The following is a 23,416-nucleotide window of genomic DNA, read 5'->3' as shown; positions in this document are numbered from 1 at the left end:
AATGCGTTGCTTATAAGCAACGCATTTTTTTATATTCGTTCACACTAATTCATATACCCATTTACTAATTCATAACACCTTGCTTTTGTCATCTTATATTTCTCTTCTGAGGCTTCGATACGCCTCATCGTTCCGTTATTTGTATCAGTACCAATTGCTTTAACTTTACTTTCTTTTTCTTTAACCCACGCAATTTGTTTCGTTTTTAACGACTGGAACGCATCAGCTGACATCGTACTTTTTAATGTACTGTAAATTTCATTTAGTTTATTATCCCACAGTTCATAATTTCCTTCTATTTCATTTACTATATCATTGGTTGACATAGCATTCGTATGTTTTTCTTGTTTATCTATAGCAGCTAATTCGCTTAAAACATTTGCTCTATCTATCTTTGAAGAAGATTCTTTTTGCGATTGTTTCTCGTCTTTTGAGCCTGTATACGCACTGGAATCCTTTCTCTGTACTTGTTCTGTTTCTTGAATATTTCTTTCTTTCGTTACTTTTTCATACCTATTTTCATCTACATTGTATGAAATAAGAGATGTTTTCGCATTTACAGTAATTAATCCGTTACTATCTTTGAATATATATTTCTTATCGCCACTATTTTCTTCACTTACAAATGACACATTCTTATCGTCTGGCATTTGTAAAATTCTATTTGCTTCTTCTTTTGTAAGTTTTAAATCTTCAGGAAAAACGAATGACCATTTATCCATTAACCATTCCCCTTCTTTATACACCAAATGAAATTCCCATTCTTGGGCCGCATGACCTATTTCATCTTCTAAACTTAATGTATGTACCGTTAAATTTTCTTTATCTTGTGAAGAAGAAAATCTTATTTCAGATTGAAAATAATTTGGGAATGGTAACATATCAGTCTCTCTCGATCTATTAAAGTTATTAAGCAATTCAGGAAGCTGATTCTCTACAAACTTTTCTGAAACTAATCCCTTAACTCCTTTTTTAACTGTCTCTAAATCCCCAGGATTATTTCGGCTCCATCCATTTTCTTTTTCCATCTCACTAAACGCGTTTGCTATTCCATCTACATTCTTTCTTACAATCTTTTTTGCTTCTTTTTCTGTCACTTCTGGCGCTTCATCAAGCTGGTCAATCATTTTATTCACTTGAACTTTGTTTTCACTTGTTTCACACCCCGTTATAACAAGCATACTAGCGGCCAAACAAAATGACATTACTTTACTTAATTTCTTCATACATTCACATTCCTTAACCCAATTTTTTCGTTACATCTCTTTACCTACAAAAAAACGTAACAATCCCTTATTATACCAATTTTTTTAATTTATTTATACAAAAAATATAATATTTAAATTAAAAAGATTTTGTTTGCAAGTTTACATTATTGTTCATTCACATAAAAACTTACTGTAAAAATTTTATATATATTTATTTTACATCCGTCTAGTTTTTTTGACACACAGCTACCCTCTTCTCTTTTATTCTAAATAAATATATTGGCACAATTCTTGCTTTATTAATGTAAAAAGGAGGAATTAAAATGAATATAAGAATAACTAACATCCAAAAACAACTACATAATTACGGAATCGACGGGTTACTTATTACAAAGAAAGAAAACCGTCAATACGCAACAAGCTTTACAGGTAGCGCAGGCGTTGTCTTAATTTCTGCGCATAAAGCTATTTTTATTACCGATTTCCGTTACGTAGATCAAGCAAAAACGGAAATAAAAGCAGCAGAAATTATTATGGATAAAGGAAATTTAGAAGAAGAAGTTGCAAATCAAGTATCAAAATTAAACATTCAAAAACTTGGTATAGAAGACAATAATATGACTTTGCAACAATTTAAGAAACTACAAAAATATATACATACAGAAATGGTTCCAGTATGTGAGATCATTGAAAATATTCGCCTTATTAAAGACACATCTGAAATAGAAACAATGAAAATCGCAGCTACGATCGCTGATCAAGCATTTCACCATATTGTTACATTTCTAAAGCCTGGAATAAGCGAGACTGACGTTCGAGATGAATTAGAATTTTTCATGCGAAAAAAAGGGGCTACATCTTCTTCCTTCCAAATCATTGTAGCTTCAGGCGTTCGTTCTTCACTTCCCCATGGAGTTGCATCAAATAAAATAATCGAACGAGGCGATATCGTTACATTAGACTTCGGTGCACTTTACGACGGATATTGTTCCGATATAACACGTACTGTAGCAATCGGGGAACCATCGGAAGAATTCAAAAAAATATACAATGTTGTACGAGAAGCGTTAAAACGTGGGACTGAAGCGATTAAGCCTGGAGAAACTGCGAAAAGTATCGATGATATAACGAGAGATTACATTACTGAGCATGGATATGGTCAATATTTTGGACACTCTACTGGTCATGGTCTTGGGTTAGAAATACATGAACCTCTTCGCTTATCCCAAGAAAGTAAAGCTACTTTAGAAGAAGGTATGGTCGTTACCGTTGAACCTGGTATTTACATACCAAACTGGGGCGGCTGTAGAATTGAAGATGATATCGTTATCACGAAAGACGGATATGAAGTTATTACAAAATCAAATCGGGAACTAATTGTTATTCCTTGTTGAAATCATAGAAAAAAATGCCACCGAATAAGGTGGCATTTCCTTTTATTCATTAACGAATAGCTTTTCGTTTACTATTTTAGTGACTACCACTACCAACATTAAAATGCATATTAAATATAGCATTTTCGCAATAAACAACCACCCTTGAAACATTACAATTCCATCTATTATCTCATTTCCTTTCCATTCCATAACAAAAACGGAATTGTGCTGATTATAATGACAAATTCGATGCTGAAAACCATTTTCTTTTTTCGACTATATGCTTTCCATTCATTCCAGCGATACATAGGAGCAAAAATCAATACTCCTATACATAATATAACTGGTACCCATTCACTGTTAAGAAATTGTCCTGAAATAACTGATAATAGTAAACAAACTAGCACACCATAATATCCTATTTTTTCTCTCATTCGTACTTCCCCATTCCCCTTCTCCTCAAATCCCATTTTTAGGATTAATTGTATTGTATCATCCATTTTTTATTCTTATCATTACAGTACATGAAATTTCACTTTTTTCTTTTTCCTATACTCACATACTTTCACTGCTTTCATACAATAAACTACACGAATGCCTAAAGGATGTGAATGTTATGGGAGTTGAATTAACGCTATTACACGCTCTCTACATTATTTGTTTACTCACTATTATTACCTTTTTTATTCTCCAAAAAGATACGACTATCATTTGTATCGTTTTTATCTTTTTATTAGCATTAACTGCAACAAGTTCTATCCCTCTTGCCATTAGTGGGATTTTTCAAAGTTTCATTTACGCCATTACTGAGCTATTACCAACTATATTAATCATCTCCATTATCGTATCAATGAGCAATTTACTCGTTCATACTGGCATAAATGATACGATGATTTCACCATTTACAAAAATGATTCGTACACCTACACTCGCCTACTGGATTATCGGCCTTTTAATGATGACCATTTCTTTCTTCTTTTGGCCTTCTCCAGCTGTCGCCTTAATGGGAGCTATTTTATTACCGGTTGCTGTACGTGTCGGCCTTCCTCCAATTGGGGTTGCAATTGCTATGAACTTATTTGGACACGGCATTGCCTTATCTGGTGACTTCGTTATTCAAGGTGCATCGAAATTAACTGCAGACGCGGCTGGTCTCCCTGTTTCCAGCGTCGTATCTGCAAGTATTCCACTCGTTATCGTTATGGGCATTGTAACAACTTCCGTCGCTTTTTTCTTCTTACGAAGAGAATTTCATACAGGCTTATCTATACAAGAATCTATTCCATCAACTGAGTCTTCTAAAACGCTCACTTCATTATCTCCTCGCACAAAGAAATGGCTCGCTATATGTATCCCTATCGTATATATCATTGATATCCTTTGCATGATTCAATTTAAACTACAAGGAAGCGACGCAACTGCACTTATCGGCGGAACAACTGTTATTATGATTATCATCATTTCACTCATCGCCTACAAAGGAACTGGGCTGACTAAAACGACCGATTATTTTATAGAAGGGCTCCAATTTGGATTTAAAATTTTCGGCCCAGTTATTCCAATTGCTGCACTCTTTTATTTAGGAGATAGCGGCTTTGTAAAAATTATCGGAGACTATTTACCGAAAGGTTCACATGGAATCATTAACGACTTAGGGATTGCCTTATCTCAAACGGTTCCTTTAAACCAATATGTATCGGCGGGAACATTAACTATCGTTGGTGTCATAACAGGCTTAGATGGATCTGGTTTTTCCGGTATATCGCTTGCTGGTTCCATTGCAAACCTTTTCGGAACAGCTTTAGGTCATGGAACAGCTACATTAACAGCACTCGGACAAATTGCGGCTATATGGACCGGGGGCGGGACGTTAATTCCTTGGGCACTTATTCCTGCTGCTGCGATTTGTAAAGTCGATCCATTTGAACTTGCACGCCGAAACTTTTTACCGGTTGTTATCGGTTTAATTGTCACCACGATCGTTGCGATGTTTATCCTATAACGTAAGCAAGTGTTCTCTTGCTTACGTTTTTTGCTTGTAAAATTCATCATGAATTATCAGTTTTCAAGAGGGATTCGTTATTACTTAGCGAAATTATATTAGGAGAGTAATTATTTCAAAACGTTTACGAGAAACAGATTACTGCAATTAGAAAAGGGGACATACCTATGAATGAATTGATTTTCGTCTTATTAATTTGTCCATTACTTATCTTTATCGTTTCTGTTATTGGAACGCGCAAGACGAAAACGTATTACGTAATGCCGATTGTAACGTTTGCTAGTTTTTTAATAATAGGTGTTATCGCCTTTACTCCAAAATTTTTCTTTTGGGTTGGCATGTACAGCATCTTCTCATTTATTGTTTCTTATATGACTTTATTGTTTGTAAGAGGATATGAGCTTGCAGAAAGCGCTAAGTAATTAAGGAGATTGTAATATGATTTTCTTTGATATTGATGGAACTTTACTTGAAGTTTTAACAATGATATAAAAGACGACCGCGTTCCCCCGCGGTCGTCTTTTTTCGTGTTACGCTGTGATCCAAGCTTCGTTAGCTGGATTTTTACGCCACTCTTGTAATTTCTTCGTTTCAGCTTGTCCAATCATACCTTTTTCTGCTGCAACTTCAGTTAATGCACTGTAATCACTTAAAGAATATGATGCTACGTTCGCTGCTTCTAACTTTTCTTTTCCTGCTTCTAGCTCGTATGTGAAGATTGATACGATCCCTAATACTTCACAGCCAGCTTCACGAAGTGCTTCTACACATGTAATTGCACTACCGCCAGTTGAAATTAGGTCCTCTACTACTACTACTTTTTGACCTTTTTCAGCTTTTCCTTCGATTTGGTTCCCTTTACCGTGACCTTTTGCTTTACTACGTACGTAGCACATTGGTAAATCCATACGATCGCTTACCCATGCAGCGTGCGCAATACCAGCAGTTGCTGTTCCTGCAATAACTTCTACAGTTGGGAAGTGCTCTTTAATTAACTCTTCTAATCCAGCTGCAATCGCTTGACGTACTTTTGGATAAGATAAAGTTAAACGGTTATCACAATAAATTGGTGATTTCATACCTGAAGACCATGTGAATGGATCGTTCGGTTGTAAAAATACTGCTCCAATTTCTAATAAATGCGATGCGATTTCTTTTTTCATACTGTTACACCTTCCCACTGTTGTTTTACTGTTTTATACGCTTCAAGCGGATTTTCTGCTTTTGTAATACTACGTCCAACTACGATGTAGCTTGAGCCAAGTTCCCTCGCACGTTTCGGTGTTGCTACGCGCACCTGGTCATTTACATCATCGCTTGCAAGACGAATCCCCGGTGTTACTGTTACAAATTCATTTCCGCATACTTCACGTAATTTTGGAACTTCAAGTGTTGAACAAACAACGCCATCAAGTCCACTTTCTTTCGTTAGTTTTGCATAATGAGCAACCGCTTCTTCTAACGTTTTCTCAATGCCGATCTCTTTTTTCATCATAGCTTCCGAAGTGCTTGTTAGTTGTGTAACTGCAATACAAATCGGTCTCTCTTTTCCTTCTTGCTTACCTTCCTCTAATCCCTCAATCGCAGCTTTCATCATACTGCTTCCCCCAGCAGCATGAACATTTACCATATCAACATCTAGACTAGCTAGGCTACGCATAGCGCTTTTTACTGTATTCGGAATATCATGAAGTTTTAAATCTAGAAAAATCTTATGTCCTTTTTCTTTTAAGTACGTAATAATCGCAGGGCCTTCTTTGTAAAATAACTCCATACCAACTTTGACAAATAACTTTTCCCCTTCAAAGTGGCGCAAGAATTGTTCTACATCTTGTTTCCCTGGAAAATCTAATGCAACGATTAACGACTGTGACATGTTTGCTTCCAGCTCCTTCCTTGACATTCCGAAATGTGATCAAATCCTAATTCATCTAGTAATGCTGGTAACTCTTCAATAATTGTCGGACATACGAACGGATCAATAAAGTTCGCTGTACCTACTGCAACTGCGCTTGCGCCAGCGTAGAAGAATTCAATTACATCTTCCGCTGTCTCAATACCACCCATTCCGATAATCGGAATGTTTACCGCTTGGCTTACTTCATGTACCATACGAATTGCTACTGGCTTAATCGCAGGACCTGATAATCCACCTGTACGGTTTGCTAAAATTGGTTTAGCTGTTTTTAAATCTAGACGCATACCAAGCAATGTATTAATCATCGTTAAACCATCTGCACCTGCATTTTCAATCGCTTTTGCAATTTCCACAATGTTTGCCACGTTCGGTGACAACTTCACGTATACAGGTACTTCAGAAACCTCTTTTACTCGCTTCGTTAAATCAGCAGCAATTTCAGGATTTGTACCAAAGGCGATACCACCTGTTTTTACGTTCGGACAAGAAATGTTTAATTCTAGCGCATGGACATTAGGCGCTTTAGAAATTTCCTTCGCAACCGCTACGTAATCCTCAGCTTGTGAGCCTGCAACGTTCGCAATAATTGGAAGGTCAAATTGTTCTAACCATGGTAATTCCGAATTCATTACTTTGTCTAATCCCGGGTTTTGAAGTCCGATTGCATTTAGCATGCCGCCTGGTGTTTCAGCAACACGAGGCGTTGGATTTCCATAACGTGGTTGTTCTGTCGTCGCTTTAATCATGATTGATCCTAGTACACTTAAATCGTAAAACTGTGCATATTCACGACCAAACCCAAAGCATCCAGATGCCGGTATAATTGGATTTTTTAACGATAATCCTGGTAATTCAACTTGCAATCTGTTCATAGTACAACCTCCCCGATTGGAAATACTGGTCCGTCGCTACACACCTTCTTGTAAGAATGTCCACTTGGATCTTCTTGTAAGTGGCATACACATGCGAAACAAGCTCCAATACCACAGCCCATACGTTCTTCTAATGAAATATAGGCTTTTTTCTCTTTGTAACGTCCTTCTAATGCACGAAGCATCGCTAACGGACCACATGAATAAAGAATATCAAAGTCAATTCCGTAATTATCAATTACATCTGTGACAAATCCTTTTGTACCGTGTGTACCGTCTACTGTTGCAACGTACGTATCACCAAGTTCTGCAAATTTTTCTTCATAGAAAACTACATCTTTCGTTTGAAAACCTAGGATGTGAATTACGCGTACCCCTTTTGCAACGAGGCGCTGTGATAATTCATAAAGTGGTGGTACACCAATTCCCCCGCCTACTAGTAAAGCTGTTTGACCAGCTTCTGCTTCTTCTACAGGAAAACCATGTCCTAGCGGTCCTAGTACGTCTACCATTTCACCTTGTTTTCTAGTTGCTAATGTTTTTGTCCCTTGTCCTTCTGCACGATATAGCATTGTAAATTCGTTCTTCTCTTGATTTACATTACAAATACTAATCGGGCGGCGCAGAAGGGGCGCAATGCCCTCTGCTACCTTAATGTGTACAAACTGCCCTGGTTCGTTCATTTGCTGTACTAACGTTCCTTGAAGCACTAATTCGTAAATGTTTTTTGCGATTTCTTTTTGGTTAACGACAATCATATTTTGCTTTTGCATCATGCATGTACCACCTCGTGACGCTTTGTTTGCGTAATTTCTTTCATTGAATGAGCTGAGAATGTCATAGATTCTAGTACTCGTAAGATTGCTCTCGTTGTATCAAGTGATGTTAAGCAAGCCACACCATTTTCTACTGATTCACGGCGAATGCGGAAACCATCACGCGCTGGTTGTTTGCCTTTCGTTAGCGTATTGATTACAAACTGTGCTTTTCCTTGACGGATAATATCTAGTAAGTTGTAGTCTTCAGAATCAATTTTGTTTACAACTTGCACTGGAATATTTTGCTCAGCTAACGACTGTGCTGTTCCAGCTGTTGCTAATAAGTTATAACCGATTTCGTGGAAACGTTTTGCAATTTCCATTGCCTCTTCTTTATCTTTATCCGCTACAGTAATGATTACTGATCCGTGCGTTGGGATGTTAATTCCAGAAGCAACTAATCCTTTGTATAATGCTTTTTCAAGCGTTAAGTCTTTACCCATTACTTCCCCTGTTGATTTCATTTCAGGTCCTAATGTTGTATCAACTGAGCGTAGTTTTGCGAATGAGAATACCGGAGCCTTTACATATACTTCTTTCTCTTCTGGGTGATAACCAGTTCCGTATCCTTGCTCTACTAGGTCTTGCCCTAAAATAACTTTCGTTGCAACATTCGCCATCGGTACGCCTGTAATTTTACTTAAGAATGGTACTGTACGGCTCGCACGTGGATTTACTTCGATTACATACACTTCATCTTTGAATACTACAAACTGAATGTTTAGTAATCCAACAATGTTTAAACCTTTTCCAAGTGCAATTGTATGTTCAATAATTTGTTCTTTTAGTTTTGCAGATAAGCTTTGCGGTGGATATACTCCGATTGAGTCACCAGAGTGAACTCCAGCGCGTTCAATATGTTCCATAATACCCGGAATGAATACATTCTCACCATCTGAAATTGCATCTACTTCAATTTCTTTACCAACCATGTAACGATCGATTAATACTGGGTGATCTGCGTGAACTTTAACCGCATTTTTCATGTAGTGCAGCAGTTCTTCTTGACGATATACGATTTCCATCGCGCGTCCACCTAGTACGTAAGATGGTCTTACTAATACTGGGTAACCAATTTTGTCAGCGATTGCTACTGCTTGCTCTACAGTCGTTGCTGTTTTACCAACTGGTTGCGGGATACCAAGTTGTGTTAGCGCTGCTTCAAACTTATCACGATCTTCTGCGCGGTCTAAATCTTCAAGTGATGTTCCTAAGATTTTCACACCGTGAGCTTCTAATTTAGCAGCTAAGTTAATTGCCGTTTGTCCACCGAACTGAACGATAACACCTTCTGGTTTTTCTAAATCGATAATGTGCATTACATCTTCAATCGTTAATGGTTCAAAGTATAATTTGTCAGAAATACTGAAGTCTGTTGAAACTGTTTCTGGGTTGTTATTAACAATGATTGCCTCATATCCAGCTTCTTTAATTGCCCATACTGAGTGAACTGTTGCGTAGTCAAACTCAACACCTTGACCAATGCGGATCGGACCAGATCCTAGAACTACTACACTCTTACGATCTGTTACAATCGATTCATTTTCGTCCGCATATGTGCTGTAGTAATATGGCGTTGCAGATTCAAACTCTGCCGCACAAGTATCTACCATTTTGAATACTGGCATCATATTATTTTCTTTACGCATATCGTAAATTTCGCGCTCCGTTTTGTTCCAAGCTGCTGCAATGTAGTGATCGCTGAAGCCCATTTCTTTTGCAGTTTGTAGTACTTCCATATTTCCTACGTTCGCTTTTACTTCACGTTCCATATTTACGATGTTTTCAACTTTTTGTAAGAAGAAGAAGTCCATTTCACACCATTCATTGATTTCTTCTTTCGTTACACCTTGGCGAATTGCTTCTGCTACAATAAACAGTCGTTCATCATCCGCTTTAATGATACGTTTTTTCATCGTTTCTTTATCAAGTTCTTTTAAGTGCTCTAATTCTAAGTGATAAATGCCAAGCTCTAAAGAACGAACTGCTTTTAGTAATGATTCTTCTAAGTTACGTCCGATTGACATAACTTCACCAGTTGCTTTCATTTGTGTTCCAAGCGTTCTGTTCGCTGATTCAAACTTATCAAACGGCCAACGTGGAATTTTTGAAACAACATAGTCTAACGCTGGCTCGAAACAAGCGTAAGTTTTTTGTGTTACTGGGTTTACGATTTCATCTAACGTTAAGCCGACTGCAATTTTTGCTGCTAATTTCGCAATTGGATATCCAGTTGCTTTAGATGCTAGTGCAGATGAACGACTTACACGTGGATTTACTTCAATTACATAGTATTGGAAGCTATATGGATCAAGCGCAAGCTGAACGTTACATCCGCCTTCAATTCCTAGTGCACGAATAATTCGTAATGAAGTGTTACGTAACATTTGATATTCACGGTCGCTTAGCGTTTGGCTCGGTGCTACTACAATCGAATCACCTGTGTGAACACCAACTGGATCGATGTTTTCCATGTTACATACTACAATCGCGTTATCATTTGAATCACGCATTACTTCATATTCAATTTCCTTACAGCCAGCAATACTTTTCTCTAATAAACATTGTGTTACTGGACTATGTTTTAAACCACTTGTTACGATTTCAATTAGCTCTTCTTCGTTATGGCAAATTCCGCCGCCCGTTCCTCCTAATGTGAACGCTGGTCGAACGATTACTGGATAACCAATTTCGTTTACAAATCCATATGCTTCATCAAGGTTATGAATAATTTCACTTGGTGGTGTTGGTTCATTTAAATCTTGCATTAATGTACGGAATAAATCACGATCTTCCGCTTGCTCGATTGCTGATAATTTTGTTCCTAAAATTTCAACTCCGCACTCGTCAAGTACGCCTGATTTTGCAAGTTCAACAGCCATGTTTAAACCTGTTTGACCACCTAATGTTGGTAGGATTGCATCAGGACGTTCTTTACGAATAATACGGCTTACGAATTCTAATGTTAATGGCTCGATGTATACTTTATCTGCTGTTGCAGTATCCGTCATAATTGTTGCTGGGTTAGAGTTAACAAGGATTACTTTGTAACCTTCCTCTTTAAGAGATTGACAAGCTTGTGTACCAGAGTAGTCAAACTCCGCTGCTTGCCCAATTACAATTGGTCCTGATCCGATTACTAAAATTGTGTTAATGTCTAGGCGTTTTGGCATAACTCTTCCCCTTCTTTCTTGAAGTTTTCAATCATTGTTAAGAAATCTTCGAATAAATCATTTGCATCTTCTGGTCCCGCTGAAGCTTCTGGATGGTATTGTACTGTAAATGCTGGGAACTTCTTATGACGAAGACCTTCTACCGTTCCATCGTTTAAAGCAACATGTGTAATTTCAAGATCTGTATTTTCAACTGATTCTTCTTCTACTGCGTATCCGTGGTTTTGAGATGTAATTGCTACTTTTCCAGTTGCAAGATTTTTTACTGGATGGTTTAAACCACGGTGACCAAATTTCAACTTACTTGTATTTGCACCTGATGCTAGAGCGAACAATTGATGTCCTAGGCAAATTCCGAATAAAGGAACTTTACCGATAATGTCTTTTAACATTTCAATTGCTTCTGGTACATCTTTCGGATCTCCAGGTCCATTACTTAACATAATTCCATCTGGGCTAAGGCGTAAAATTTCTTCTGCTGTTGTGTTGTAAGGAACTACAATTACATCACAGTCACGCTTATTTAATTCTCGTAAAATACCATGTTTCATACCGAAGTCTACTAGTACAACTCGGTGACCACGACCTGGGCTTGGGTATGGATCTTTCGTTGATACGCGTTTTACATGATCTGTAAATACTGTCGCTTTTAATTGACTTACAATGTACTCTACATCTGCATCCATATTACAAAGGCGTCCGCGTAATGTACCGTATTGACGAATTTTTCTCGTTAATTTTCTCGTATCAATCCCTGCTAATCCTGGGATATTTCTTTCGTTCAAGTAATCATTTAACGAAATTTCATTACGGAAGTTTGATGGATGATCACAAATTTCGTTTACGATTAAACCATTTACAGATGGGTGAATGGATTCAAAATCGTCACGGTTAATGCCGTAGTTTCCGATTAATGGGTACGTGAATGTTACGATTTGACCGCAATATGATGGATCAGATAATGTTTCTTGATATCCAGTCATTCCTGTTGTAAATACAACCTCACCTGACTTTTCGATTTCGCCTCCGAAACCTGTTCCAATTAATACTGTTCCATCTTCTAAGATAAGTTGTCTTTTCATACTAATGCACTCTCCTTTTGCCATGCGATCTTACCACCAACGATTGTCATTACCGGCCATCCTTGGCATTTCCAACCTGCGAATGGTGTATTTTTTCCTTTTGATAAGAATGTTGTTGGGTCAATCTCTTCTTCTTGTTCTAAATCAATGATTGTAATATCAGCTGTTCTACCTTCTTTCAGGCGACCTGCTTCTAAGCCGAATGTATCAGCTGGCTTTTCTGTTAAGAATTGAATTAATTGTTCTAATGTAATAATTCCTTTTTTCACAAGGTTTGTGTATAGAAGTGGGAATGCTGTTTCAAAACCAGTAATTCCAAACGGTGCTCTTTCAATTCCTTGTGCTTTCTCTTCCGCTGTATGCGGTGCATGGTCAGTTGCAATCATATCGATCGTTCCATCTAATAAACCTTCAATTAATGCTGCATGGTCTTCTTTTCCACGAAGCGGTGGGTTCATTTTAAAGTTAGGATCAGCTGATGGGATATCATCTTCACATAACACTAGGTGATGCGGTGTTACTTCTGCTGTTACTTTAATTCCAGCGCGTTTCGCATCACGGATTACACGTACCGAACCTTTCGTACTTACATGACATACGTGATAGTGGCAATCTGCTGCTTCAGCAAGCAGTATATCCCTTGCAATATGTACAGATTCACATACTGATGGGATACCGTTTAATCCGTGTTTCTCAGAAAACTTCCCTTCATGTACACAACCTTTATTAATAAGCGTATTCTCTTCACAGTGCGCAACTACTGCCATATCTAATTTTGCTGCACGTTTCATAGCCGCTAACATCATGCTCGCATCTTGTACGCCTACGCCGTCATCTGTGAAAGCAAATGCTCCAAGTTCTTTTAATGTTTCGAAATCTGTCATTTCAGAACCAGCTTGACGTACTGTAATTGCTCCGTATGGTAGTACGTTAACATGAGCTTTTTCTTCAATACGTTTTTGCAAGTCTTCCATATGTTCTCTGCAATCTGGTACCGGACGTGTATTTGGCATTGCGCAAATTGTAGTGAATCCACCTTTTGCCGCTGCTAGTGTACCTGTTTCAATTGTTTCTTTATGTTCACCACCTGGTTCACGAAGATGTACGTGTACATCTACTAATCCAGGTGCGATTAACTTTCCGTTCACATCGATTACTTCAGCATTATCTGCCGTAATATTTTCTGCTACCTTAGCGATTTTACCGTCTTGTACGAGAAGATCCGTTGCTACGATTTTTCCTTCTTCATTCATATAACGACCATTTTTAAACAAGTAATTCATGTTTCATTCCTCCTAATACATTTGGTAAGGCGCGTTTTAGTACAGCCATTCTTACGTAAACTCCATTTTCCATTTGTTTAAATATGCGTGAACGCTCACACTCAACAAGTTCACTTGCAATTTCAACATCACGGTTTACAGGAGCTGGATGCATAATAATGCTTCCTTCTTTCATACGCTTTTCTCTTTCCACTGTTAATCCGTGTTTCTCATGATACTCTTTCATAATGTCTGTTTCATAATGATCATGACGCTCATGTTGTACACGAAGTAACATCATTACATCCACTTCTGGAACAAGTTCATCTAATGGTTTGTATGTTCCAAATGTGTTGTCTTCATCTTTCCACTCTTCTGGACTTGCAAAGTAGATTGTTGCACCTAGTTTCGTTAATGCTTCTGCATTCGAACGCGCTACTCTGCTATGACGAACATCTCCTACTATCGCAATCTTTAATCCTTCAAATCTTCCAAACTCTTGTTTAATTGTAAGGAGATCGAGTAGGCACTGCGTTGGGTGGTTTCCACATCCATCTCCAGCATTTAAGATTGGGATATTCACCTGATCTTTTAGTTCATCGAAGTAGCGATCTTGCTCATGGCGGACGATTACCGCTTTTGTTCCGATTGATTCTAATGTTCTTATCGTATCGTATAAAGTTTCTCCTTTTTGTACGCTAGATGCATCAGCTGAAAAGTTTAAAACATCAAGTCCTAATCTCTTCTCAGCAACCTCAAAGCTAAATCTCGTTCTCGTACTATTCTCAAAGAACAAGTTCGCAACAAAAGTTTGCTCTGTCGTTTTGCTTTCTTTTCCATTCGCAAAATCTTCTGCGTCTTTTAGGATTTCTGAAATTTCTACTTCCGATAATTCACTCATCGTTAACAAATGGCTCATCGTCATCCCTCATCTTTCTAATTTTTATGTTACCACTTTCGTATATTTATAACAACCTTTGTATAAAAATACCCTAGTCATGTGAGACTAGGGTGCAAGAAAGAAGTCACCCTTTTCGGTCTCACAGGACTGAATTAAAAGGTTATTATTATGAAGCAATTTGCTTAGATTGTTTTATTTGTTTCGTTTCTGGTAGTAGTAGATTTAATAGTACACCTACAATTGCTGCTAGTGCCATTCCTTCTACTTGGAACGATTCTCCTACGTGAAGTACCGCTCCGCCAATACCAATCACTAGTATCACTGATGCAATCATTAAGTTTCGTTTGTCACTTAGGTCTGTTTTATCATCTACCATCATGCGTAATCCGCTTGATGCAATTACACCGAATAGTAGGATTGATACACCACCCATAACTGGTGTTGGGATCGAATGAATCAGTGCAGAAATCTTACCGATAAACCCGAATATGATTGCAAACACTGCTGAACCGATGAATAAGTATACACTGTATGCTCTCGTAATTGCTAGCACACCGATGTTTTCACCATACGTCGTATTCGGCGGTCCACCGATTAGTGACGCGATTAATGTCGCTACCCCATCACCGAAGATTGAACGGTGTAAACCTGGTTTTTCAATTAAATCTCTTTTAATAACATTTCCAAGTACAATTTGATGTCCGATATGCTCTGAAATTGTTACTAGTGCAACTGGTACCATCAGGAGTACAATCTTCCACGAAAACTCCGGCGTATATGTTACAAATAGTACTGTGAAATCTGGTATAACAAACCATTTTGCCTCAGCTACCGGCTTTAAGTCTACTAGCCCTTGGAAGTAAGCGAAGATATATCCGCCGACAATCCCTAGTAACACTGGTATGATACTGAAAAAACCTCTCCCGAATATCGAGCAGATAATTGTAATTGCTAACGTTACTAACGCTACTGAAAAGTGTGTAAAGCTATATTTGCCATCCGCACCGTTCATCGCCATGTTAACTGCTGTATGTGCTAAAGCTAGACCGATTACCATTACTACTGGACCAACTACGATTGGCGGAAGTAATTTCATAATCCACTCTGATCCTGACTTCTTAATTCCGAGTGAGATTAAGATGTACACAAGTCCTGCTAGCAAACCACCAAGCATTGCTGCTCCCGGTCCACCTGCCGTTTTCGCTGTTATAATCGGTGCGATAAAGGCGAATGATGATCCTAGATAGGCAGGTACTTGACCTTTCGTTATAAGAAGGAACGCTAACGTTCCTAATCCACTTGATATTAATGCTACTGATGGATTCAATCCTGTTAAAAACGGAACAAGCACTGTTGATCCAAACATCGCGAACAAATGTTGTATACTTAAAAATAACCATTTTCCCGGTTTCGGTACTTCATTAACGTCTAACACTGGCTTTTGTTCCATTGTTACATCCTCCTTCAGTTTAAATCTTTGCAATAAAAAAACTCTTTGTGCCTGTGCACAAAGAGTCCTACACTTTCGTATGCCAAATTTGACATATGAAAGCCAAGACCCTTTGGCAGCCTCACAGGACTACATTTAAAAGGGCTTTACTTATCGTATATGCTTACTCGATCTTGTTGATCTGTCTCTTGCAAATCAACTTCGATACGCTCTTCACTTGATGTTGGAATGTTCTTCCCTACATAATCAGCGCGAATTGGTAATTCGCGATGACCTCTATCAACAAGAACCGCCAATTGGATTTGAGATGGTCTACCTAAATCCATAAGAGCATCCATTGCTGCTCGAACTGTTCTTCCTGTATATAATACGTCATCCACAAGGATAACTTTCTTCTTCGTAATATCTACAGGGATATCAGAACCTTTTACAAGTGGTTCTTTATTTTTCGATTGTAGTGTTAAATCATCACGATATAACGTAATGTCTAACTCTCCAACTTCCATTTCTTTTCCTTCAATTTGACCAATTCGTTCTGCCAAACGTTGTGCAATAAAAATTCCACGAGTTTTAATTCCGACAAGAACACAATTATCGACACCTTTATTTCGTTCCACGATTTCATGACTAATTCGTGTTAAAGCGCGGCGAATCATTTGGTCATCTAAAACGACAGCTTTCTCTTGCATGCTCTACACCTCCAAGCTTTTTTCTTGCGTGAGAGTAATGGTATAAAAAAAGTCCTCTCAGCGTGTGCGAGAGGACTTTTGAAAAAAGGGTACAACATACCCTAAGTATTTCAAACCGTTACCTTCTCAACCTCACGGGGCTGTGTTAAAGGATCATTATTTAACTGTTGTCAGTATCTCAGTTTTCTTATGATTTGTCAATACTATTTTCGTAAAATATTTAATACGTCTTCAAACACTTCTGGAATCGGTGCCTCAAACTGAATATATTCACCAGTACGAGGATGATCAAAGCCTAAAATACCCGCATGAAGTGCTTGTCCATTCATATCTAACGTTTTCTTCGGACCATACTTCGGATCTCCTGCAAGTGGATAGCCAATATATTTCATATGAACACGAATTTGGTGCGTACGTCCCGTTTCTAAGCGACATTCTACAAGCGTAAAGTCTTTAAAGCGTTCTAACACTTGGAAGTGCGTAACAGCGTTCTTACCATTTTCATCAACTGTCATACTTTGACGCTCTTTCTTATCACGAGCAATCGGAGCATCAATCGTTCCCTTATCATGCGGAATCACACCGTGTACAATCGCTTTGTAACGTCTCGTTACTGTTTTTGCTACAAGCTGATTTACAAGCGATTCATGTGCCATATCATTTTTAGCAACCATTAATAGTCCAGATGTATCTTTATCAATACGATGCACGATACCTGGGCGCATTACACCGTTAATGCCTGATAAGTCTGTACAATGGTGCATAAGGCCGTTTACAAGTGTACCACTTGTATGCCCTGGTGCTGGATGTACAACCATACCACGTGGCTTATTTACAACAAGCACATCTGCATCTTCATAATAAATTTCTAAATTTAAATCCTCTGGTTGAATATCTAACTCTTCTGGTTCAGGAATTGTTACTGTAATTTCATCTTCTTCTTTTACTTTATAATTCCCTTTTACCGCTTTTCCGTTTACTGTCACAACGTCATCTTTAATCCATTGCTGCACTTGCGTACGTGACCATTCGTTATTTATCCCTGCAACGAATTTATCAATTCGCTCGTTTTTTTGCTCTGCTGCAACTGTTACTTGTACTACTTCACTCATTCAATTACTCCTTCGCTTTCTTGCCTTCTAATAATGTTTGAATAATAATTAATACAACACCAATACATAATGCTGAATCAGCTATATTGAATACTGGATAGTTGTACGAGAAAATATACACGTGAATGAAATCCACTACTTCTTGTCTAAATACACGATCAATAAAGTTACCAATTGCCCCGCCCAAAATTAGGCTTAACGAAATACCTAGAAGCTTGTCTGTTTTCGCATACTTTTTCATATAAAATACAATAAACACTACAAAAACAACTGTAATAATGTAGAAGAACCACATTTTATTTTCTAAAATACCCCAAGCAGCGCCTCTATTTCGATGTGATGTTATGTATAATACATTGTCGATAATCGGAATACTCGTACCCAATTCCATGTTCTTTACAATTAACCACTTCGATATTTGATCGATAGCAATGACGAATAACGCTATTACATAATATATCATTTTCATTTCCCCCACAAAGACAGTGTACCTCAAAATTTTAGCATAGCTGCTACCTTTTCACAATGAACCTTTATAGAAGAATAAAATAAATTTAAAAAAGGTAATATAATATCGTTGTGCGTATTCATACATTTACCTTTTCGTAGAAGAATTCATGAATCGTACGGGCAGTCGGCATTGTCTTCATTTGCTTTGTCGAAATTAATCTCCCTGTCTCTTCACAAATACCATACATGTCTATTTCCATTTTAAATAATGCGCGTTCTACATCCTTTAAATCCTCTTTTATATCATGTAATAGCAATTTTTTCTTTATCTCTTCCTTAATTTCATATCCAAGCTCTTGGCTGAACTCGACATCATATTTGTGCATTACTTCTTTAGCTAGTCTCTCTTGCAACTCTTTTCTCATCAATTGCAATTCTTCTTTTATTTCCATGTAAATTTCATTCACGTGTACATTCCTCCTAGCTGTAATGTACAGTTAGTGTGTCCGAAATTTATTTGCTTACCTCACACACATTTTTCCTTCACAGGAAAGAGTCTGAAAGTGATCTTGATATGCCATCAACAAAAAAACTGACCGCATCAATAGCAGTCAGTTTTTTATTATTTTACATAGTTTTCTTTAACAACTGTTGCACAACGCTCACATAATGTTTCATGTTCAGCATCTTTACCAATTGTTTCTGAAACTACCCAACAACGTTCACATGTTTCACCAGTTGCTTGAACAACAACAACCGCTGTATGTTCATACTTCGGTGCATCTGCTGGCGCTTCATCCATCATACCACCAAGTTTATACTCAGAAACGATGAATAATTGCTTTAAGTCTTCGCTAATAGACTCTAACATAGCTTTCATTTCTGCAGTTGGATATAGCGTAATGCTTGCATTTAATGACTTACCGATTACTTTTTCATTACGAGCTACTTCTAGTGCTTTTAACACGTCATCACGTAATGTCATAAATGCATCCCATTTTGTTTTTAACGCTTCCGCGTCATCTAATTGTACAGCTTCTGGCATATCAGTTAATTGTACACTTTCTTCTGTTACGCCTGGAATATATGGCCATACTTCATCAGCTGTGTGCGGTAAGATTGGTGTTACAAGTTTCGTTAACGCAACAAGAACATCATATAATACAGTTTGAATTGCACGACGATCTTCGTGGTTTGCACCTTCAATGTATAAAATGTCTTTTGCAAAGTCTAAGTAGAATGAACTTAAATCAATTGTACAGAAGTTATGAATTGCATGATACACAGCAGCGAAGTCGTATGTCTCATATGCTTCTTTAACTTTTGTAATTAAGTCATTTAATTTTACTAACATGTAACGATCTACTTCACGAAGTTCAGCTACAGCTACTGCATTTTCACTTGGCTTAAAGTCGTCTAAGTTTCCTAATAAGAAACGGAATGTGTTACGGATTTTACGATACACTTCTGCTACTTGTTTTAAAATATCATCTGAAATACGTACGTCAGATTGATAGTCAACAGAAGATACCCATAAGCGTAAAATGTCTCCGCCTAATTGATCCATGATTTTCTTCGGTACGACGATGTTTCCAATCGACTTACTCATTTTACGTCCTTCACCATCTAGTACGAAACCGTGGCTTAGTACGCCTTTATATGGAGCTTTACCTGTTACAGCAACTGCTGTTGATAATGAAGAGTTAAACCAACCACGATACTGGTCAGATCCTTCTAAATATAAATCAGCTGGACGCTGTAAATCTTCGCGCTCTTCTAATACCGCTTGGTGAGAAGAACCTGAATCGAACCATACATCCATGATGTCTGTTTCTTTACGGAATTCGCCATTTGGGCTACCTGGATGTGTAAATCCTTCTGGTAATAGATCTTTCGCTTCACGCTCGAACCATACGTTAGAACCGTGTTCACGGAATAAATCTGCTACATGGTTAATTGTTTCATCCGTAATAATTGGATCACCATTCTCAGCATAGAATACCGGAATTGGCACACCCCATGCACGCTGACGAGAAATACACCAGTCACCACGGTCACGAACCATATTATGAAGACGAGTTTCTCCCCATGCTGGTACCCATTTTGTTTCTGCTACAGCTTCTATTAATTCTTTACGGAATGCTTCAATAGATGCAAACCACTGTGCTGTCGCACGGAAAATAATTGGTTTTTTCGTTCTCCAATCATGTGGGTATGAATGTGTAATGAATGTTAGTTTCAGTAACGCGCCTACTTCTTCTAATTTTTCTGTAATTGGTTTGTTAGCTTTATCATAGAATAAGCCTTCAAATCCAGGTGCCTCATTTGTTAATACACCTTTATCATCGACTGGGCAAAGTACTTCTAATCCATACTTTTTACCAACAACGAAGTCATCTTCCCCGTGTCCTGGTGCTGTATGAACACAACCTGTACCTGCATCTGTTGTTACGTGATCTCCTAGCATAACTAATGAATCACGATTGTAGAATGGATGTTTTGCAACTGTATACTCAAGTTCGCTACCTTTTACTGTTTTCACAACTTCAGCATTTTCCCACTCTAACGTTTTTGCAACTGTCTCAAACAGCTCAGAAGCAATGATATATTTCTCATCATTTACTTTTACAATGCTATATTCAAGCTCTGGATGAACAGAAATACCTAAGTTTGCAGGTAATGTCCAAGGTGTTGTTGTCCAAATGATGTACTTTTCATCACCTTCTAATACGTTCTTTCCATCTTTTACAGGGAATGCTACGTAAATAGATGCTGATTTTTTATCTTGATATTCAATTTCAGCTTCCGCTAAAGCAGATTCACTCGTTGGAGACCAGTAAACTGGTTTTTGACCTTTATAGATATAACCTTTTTTCGCCATGTCACCAAACACTTTAATTTGTTGTGCTTCATAAGCTGGCTCTAAAGTAATATATGGATTATCCCAATCTGCACGTACACCTAGACGCTTAAATTGTTCACGTTGACGTTCTACTTGTTCATATGCATACTCTGCACATAACTTACGGAACTCAGCAACTGTCATTTCTTTACGTTTTACACCTTTATTTGTTAAAGCTTGTTCAATTGGTAAACCGTGCGTATCCCATCCTGGAACATATGGCGCACTAAAACCACTCATTGATTTATAACGAACAATAAAGTCTTTTAATACTTTATTTAATGCATGTCCCATATGAATGTCACCATTCGCATATGGAGGTCCATCATGCAATACAAATAAAGGACGACCTTTTGTATGTTCTTGTACTTTTTCGTAAATATTCATTTCAGCCCATTTTTCTTGCATTGCAGGCTCACGTTTTGGTAAATTCCCACGCATTGGGAACTCAGTTTTTGGCATCAGTAATGTATTTTTGTACTCCATGCTCAATTCCTCCTTACATGTATAAAAGAAATACTTAAAAAACGGAATAAAAAAGAGACCTTCTCATCCCAAAAAGGGACGAGAAAGTCTCCCGCGGTACCACCCTAGTAGATCATATACATATGTATAGAATCCTCTTTATATTCTTAACGCGAATACACGCCTACGCTTACTCTATTTGTTCAGCGCGGAACTCCAGGGTGATATTCCCACTATCTCCTTATCCTGAGCTTACACCATCCTCAGTTCGCTATATAAGGTTTGAAAAGGTACTTATCCCTATCTTCGTTTTTCTTAATAAATATGTTGTTTAAAATTATATGTAATAATGAGAAAAACGTCAAGCTTACACTGTTTCTTCTTTTTTCAACAGTTCATCTACTTCGTCTTCTAATTCAATTAGTTTATCCCAATCATCGTTGTTTAACATCTCAAGCTGTGTTTCTAATAACATACGGAAACGAGTTCGGAATACTTTCGCTTGTTTCTTTAGCTCTTCAATATCAAAAGCAACTTTTCTTGATTTTACTAATGCTTCGTTAATAATACGATCAGCATTCTTTTCAGCTTCACGCACAATTAATTTCGCTTCTTTTTGCGCATTACGTTTTACTTCTTCCGCTGCTTCTTGTGCAACAACGATAGATTTGTTTAACGTATCTTCAATATTAGAGAAATGATCTAACTTCCCTTCTAACTGCGCAACTTTTTCTTCTAAAGCTTTTTTCTCACGAATGACCAATTCATAATCTTTGATAATTTGATCAAGAAACTCATTTACTTGATCTTCATCATAGCCACGGAATCCGCGACCAAATTCTTTGTTATGAATATCTAATGGTGTTAACGGCACAACGCCACCTCCAAGTAGTTATCTAAATTTCCTCTTTCAATTATATCTTTTCTTCGACAAAATAGGAGGATTTCCTTCTAAAAAACCAATCATTTTAGTATACCATACAAAATTCTCCATTTGTCGCGTTTTGTTCTACCTTCTACAGAAAATAATTTACTTCGGCCATATCCTCTAACAGAAAAAACATCTCCTGGATAACATTCATAAGAAGTTTGCTCCACTGTTTTCCAATTGACTTTTACTAAACCATTTTTTATGAAAGGTTGTACTTTCTGTCTAGATAAATGTAACATTTCAGCTAACATAACATCTAAACGAAGTGAAGAAACCGTTCCAGATTTCTCTCCCCACGTTTCATGTATCTGTAGAATTTGTTCTCCATGCACTGACGCTAAAGAGACTTTTACTTTCCCTATTGATTGTAAGTTCATCTCAATATACGATACAATTTCTTTCGCAACTACAATTTGGGCACGATTTTCTTGCAGCAAAATATCACCACATTTTTCTCTTGTTAAACCAAGAGACATAAATGTACCTAATATTTGCCTATGTTCTAGCGTATAAAACTTGGAAGGATAGTCAATTTCTAATACTTCTACTTGAAATTCTTCTTCATTTAATTCTAGATAGTCTGGATAAATAAGTGCTCTTTTACGCTCTGCATTAGGCGTTGCACCACCAAATTGCACAGCAACATCACCTTGTCCTATTACCATAGAAACAATTTGTTGTTGCCTAGGATCGAGAAAATCCGTTAACTTCACTTGATGGTACTCCGCCGCTCGCTTCCACTCTAGCACTTTATCCACAAAGACCTCCTCATCAGGCCTAAAATGTTCGTAGATGCTCATGTATT

At 37.6% G+C, this 23,416-nt stretch carries 20 protein-coding genes, 1 pseudogene and 1 other annotated feature; of the genes and pseudogenes, 3 read left to right on the top strand and 18 right to left on the bottom strand.

Features of this window, described 5'->3' with window-relative positions; translation table 11 throughout:
- Positions 1-44: 44 nt before the first annotated feature.
- Positions 45-1,226 carry a lysozyme inhibitor LprI family protein gene (locus ACTFRY_RS05095; protein ID WP_000736523.1) on the bottom strand — a complete coding sequence of 394 codons (1,182 nt, stop codon included), beginning with the start codon at positions 1,224-1,226 and terminating at the stop codon, positions 45-47.
- 305 nt (positions 1,227-1,531) lie between these two features.
- Here ACTFRY_RS05095 and ACTFRY_RS05090 point away from each other — a divergent pair, with 305 nt between their 5' ends.
- Entirely contained in the window at positions 1,532-2,602 is a 1,071-nt protein-coding gene (locus ACTFRY_RS05090) for a M24 family metallopeptidase (RefSeq protein WP_044795365.1), read from the top strand.
- A gap of 42 nt (positions 2,603-2,644) precedes the next feature.
- Here ACTFRY_RS05090 and ACTFRY_RS05085 read toward each other — a convergent pair.
- A pseudogene (locus tag ACTFRY_RS05085) lies at positions 2,645-3,018 on the bottom strand (YoqO family protein).
- Positions 3,019-3,200: 182 nt separating this feature from the next.
- Between ACTFRY_RS05085 and ACTFRY_RS05080 the strand changes: the two are divergent.
- On the top strand, positions 3,201-4,586 hold the full coding sequence (locus tag ACTFRY_RS05080; protein ID WP_098616215.1) for a hypothetical protein: 1,386 nt from the start codon (positions 3,201-3,203) through the stop codon (positions 4,584-4,586).
- A gap of 167 nt (positions 4,587-4,753) precedes the next feature.
- Entirely contained in the window at positions 4,754-5,008 is a 255-nt protein-coding gene (locus ACTFRY_RS05075) for a YbeF family protein (protein ID WP_001003933.1), read from the top strand.
- 108 nt (positions 5,009-5,116) lie between these two features.
- Here the strand turns inward: ACTFRY_RS05075 and pyrE are convergent, their stop codons facing one another.
- From pyrE to ACTFRY_RS04995, 16 genes are all read right to left on the bottom strand, one after another.
- Positions 5,117-5,749 (bottom strand): orotate phosphoribosyltransferase, encoded by a 633-nt coding sequence (gene pyrE, locus ACTFRY_RS05070; RefSeq protein ID WP_000711449.1) that lies wholly within the window; start codon positions 5,747-5,749, stop codon positions 5,117-5,119.
- On the bottom strand, positions 5,746-6,462 hold the full coding sequence (pyrF, locus tag ACTFRY_RS05065) for an orotidine-5'-phosphate decarboxylase (protein ID WP_000083505.1): 717 nt from the start codon (positions 6,460-6,462) through the stop codon (positions 5,746-5,748). The genes pyrE and pyrF overlap by 4 nt, the downstream gene beginning before the upstream one ends.
- Positions 6,447-7,376, bottom strand: coding sequence for a dihydroorotate oxidase B catalytic subunit (gene pyrD / locus ACTFRY_RS05060; RefSeq protein WP_001081049.1), 930 nt, complete (start codon positions 7,374-7,376; stop codon positions 6,447-6,449). The genes pyrF and pyrD overlap by 16 nt, the downstream gene beginning before the upstream one ends.
- Positions 7,373-8,152: a dihydroorotate oxidase B electron transfer subunit gene (gene pyrK / locus ACTFRY_RS05055; RefSeq protein WP_000983368.1), complete on the bottom strand. Its 780-nt coding sequence runs from the start codon at positions 8,150-8,152 to the stop codon at positions 7,373-7,375. The genes pyrD and pyrK overlap by 4 nt, the downstream gene beginning before the upstream one ends.
- A complete protein-coding gene (gene carB, locus ACTFRY_RS05050) occupies positions 8,149-11,367 on the bottom strand; it encodes a carbamoyl-phosphate synthase large subunit (protein ID WP_001126104.1) in 3,219 nt (1,072 codons plus the stop codon). The genes pyrK and carB overlap by 4 nt, the downstream gene beginning before the upstream one ends.
- A complete protein-coding gene (locus ACTFRY_RS05045; RefSeq protein WP_000828685.1) occupies positions 11,352-12,449 on the bottom strand; it encodes a carbamoyl phosphate synthase small subunit in 1,098 nt (365 codons plus the stop codon). Before ACTFRY_RS05045 ends, carB begins: the two co-directional genes overlap by 16 nt.
- A complete protein-coding gene (gene pyrC, locus ACTFRY_RS05040; RefSeq protein ID WP_001108366.1) occupies positions 12,446-13,732 on the bottom strand; it encodes a dihydroorotase in 1,287 nt (428 codons plus the stop codon). Before pyrC ends, ACTFRY_RS05045 begins: the two co-directional genes overlap by 4 nt.
- Positions 13,716-14,630, bottom strand: a complete 915-nt coding sequence (pyrB, locus tag ACTFRY_RS05035) for an aspartate carbamoyltransferase (protein ID WP_000018845.1) — start codon at positions 14,628-14,630, stop codon at positions 13,716-13,718. Before pyrB ends, pyrC begins: the two co-directional genes overlap by 17 nt.
- A gap of 148 nt (positions 14,631-14,778) precedes the next feature.
- The gene (gene uraA, locus ACTFRY_RS05030) at positions 14,779-16,062 is read right to left on the bottom strand and encodes a uracil permease (protein WP_136986567.1); all 1,284 of its coding nucleotides are present in this window, start codon (positions 16,060-16,062) and stop codon (positions 14,779-14,781) included.
- Between the two features lie 146 nt (positions 16,063-16,208).
- A complete protein-coding gene (gene pyrR / locus ACTFRY_RS05025; RefSeq protein WP_001156491.1) occupies positions 16,209-16,751 on the bottom strand; it encodes a bifunctional pyrimidine operon transcriptional regulator/uracil phosphoribosyltransferase in 543 nt (180 codons plus the stop codon).
- A 203-nt stretch (positions 16,752-16,954) separates the two neighbouring features.
- Positions 16,955-17,863, bottom strand: a complete 909-nt coding sequence (locus ACTFRY_RS05020) for an RluA family pseudouridine synthase (protein WP_000005830.1) — start codon at positions 17,861-17,863, stop codon at positions 16,955-16,957.
- Positions 17,864-17,867: 4 nt separating this feature from the next.
- A complete protein-coding gene (gene lspA, locus ACTFRY_RS05015) occupies positions 17,868-18,326 on the bottom strand; it encodes a lipoprotein signal peptidase LspA (protein WP_000642184.1) in 459 nt (152 codons plus the stop codon).
- A 124-nt stretch (positions 18,327-18,450) separates the two neighbouring features.
- Positions 18,451-18,780, bottom strand: a complete 330-nt coding sequence (locus ACTFRY_RS05010; RefSeq protein WP_001002956.1) for a molecular chaperone DnaK — start codon at positions 18,778-18,780, stop codon at positions 18,451-18,453.
- A 155-nt stretch (positions 18,781-18,935) separates the two neighbouring features.
- Positions 18,936-21,701, bottom strand: a complete 2,766-nt coding sequence (ileS2, locus tag ACTFRY_RS05005; protein ID WP_000455920.1) for an isoleucine--tRNA ligase — start codon at positions 21,699-21,701, stop codon at positions 18,936-18,938.
- Between the two features lie 71 nt (positions 21,702-21,772).
- Positions 21,773-21,996: a binding site (T-box leader), on the bottom strand.
- A gap of 51 nt (positions 21,997-22,047) precedes the next feature.
- Positions 22,048-22,554 (bottom strand): septum site-determining protein DivIVA, encoded by a 507-nt coding sequence (gene divIVA / locus ACTFRY_RS05000; RefSeq protein WP_001131611.1) that lies wholly within the window; start codon positions 22,552-22,554, stop codon positions 22,048-22,050.
- Between the two features lie 89 nt (positions 22,555-22,643).
- The gene (locus ACTFRY_RS04995) at positions 22,644-23,411 is read right to left on the bottom strand and encodes an RNA-binding protein (RefSeq protein ID WP_016118557.1); all 768 of its coding nucleotides are present in this window, start codon (positions 23,409-23,411) and stop codon (positions 22,644-22,646) included.
- Positions 23,412-23,416 lie beyond the last annotated feature (5 nt).

Origin of the sequence: Bacillus cereus group sp. MYBK195-1, from assembly GCF_051916605.1 — a bacterium.
GTDB classification, from domain to species: Bacteria; Bacillota; Bacilli; order Bacillales; family Bacillaceae_G; genus Bacillus_A; species Bacillus_A cereus.
Note: the sequence above shows the minus strand (reverse complement) of the source record. Positions and strands in the feature narration are given on the sequence as shown.

What these genes read in the sequence shown, in the direction of transcription:
- ACTFRY_RS05095 (WP_000736523.1), bottom strand. Translation starts at nt 1,226, where the DNA reads ATGAAGAAATTAAGTAAAGTAATGTCATTTTGTTTGGCCGCTAGTATG.
- ACTFRY_RS05090 (WP_044795365.1), top strand. Translation starts at nt 1,532, where the DNA reads ATGAATATAAGAATAACTAACATCCAAAAACAACTACATAATTACGGA.
- ACTFRY_RS05080 (WP_098616215.1), top strand. Translation starts at nt 3,201, where the DNA reads ATGGGAGTTGAATTAACGCTATTACACGCTCTCTACATTATTTGTTTA.
- ACTFRY_RS05075 (WP_001003933.1), top strand. Translation starts at nt 4,754, where the DNA reads ATGAATGAATTGATTTTCGTCTTATTAATTTGTCCATTACTTATCTTT.
- pyrE (WP_000711449.1), bottom strand. Translation starts at nt 5,749, where the DNA reads ATGAAAAAAGAAATCGCATCGCATTTATTAGAAATTGGAGCAGTATTT.
- pyrF (WP_000083505.1), bottom strand. Translation starts at nt 6,462, where the DNA reads ATGTCACAGTCGTTAATCGTTGCATTAGATTTTCCAGGGAAACAAGAT.
- pyrD (WP_001081049.1), bottom strand. Translation starts at nt 7,376, where the DNA reads ATGAACAGATTGCAAGTTGAATTACCAGGATTATCGTTAAAAAATCCA.
- pyrK (WP_000983368.1), bottom strand. Translation starts at nt 8,152, where the DNA reads ATGATGCAAAAGCAAAATATGATTGTCGTTAACCAAAAAGAAATCGCA.
- carB (WP_001126104.1), bottom strand. Translation starts at nt 11,367, where the DNA reads ATGCCAAAACGCCTAGACATTAACACAATTTTAGTAATCGGATCAGGA.
- ACTFRY_RS05045 (WP_000828685.1), bottom strand. Translation starts at nt 12,449, where the DNA reads ATGAAAAGACAACTTATCTTAGAAGATGGAACAGTATTAATTGGAACA.
- pyrC (WP_001108366.1), bottom strand. Translation starts at nt 13,732, where the DNA reads ATGAATTACTTGTTTAAAAATGGTCGTTATATGAATGAAGAAGGAAAA.
- pyrB (WP_000018845.1), bottom strand. Translation starts at nt 14,630, where the DNA reads ATGAGCCATTTGTTAACGATGAGTGAATTATCGGAAGTAGAAATTTCA.
- uraA (WP_136986567.1), bottom strand. Translation starts at nt 16,062, where the DNA reads ATGGAACAAAAGCCAGTGTTAGACGTTAATGAAGTACCGAAACCGGGA.
- pyrR (WP_001156491.1), bottom strand. Translation starts at nt 16,751, where the DNA reads ATGCAAGAGAAAGCTGTCGTTTTAGATGACCAAATGATTCGCCGCGCT.
- ACTFRY_RS05020 (WP_000005830.1), bottom strand. Translation starts at nt 17,863, where the DNA reads ATGAGTGAAGTAGTACAAGTAACAGTTGCAGCAGAGCAAAAAAACGAG.
- lspA (WP_000642184.1), bottom strand. Translation starts at nt 18,326, where the DNA reads ATGATATATTATGTAATAGCGTTATTCGTCATTGCTATCGATCAAATA.
- ileS2 (WP_000455920.1), bottom strand. Translation starts at nt 21,701, where the DNA reads ATGGAGTACAAAAATACATTACTGATGCCAAAAACTGAGTTCCCAATG.
- ACTFRY_RS04995 (WP_016118557.1), bottom strand. Translation starts at nt 23,411, where the DNA reads ATGAGCATCTACGAACATTTTAGGCCTGATGAGGAGGTCTTTGTGGAT.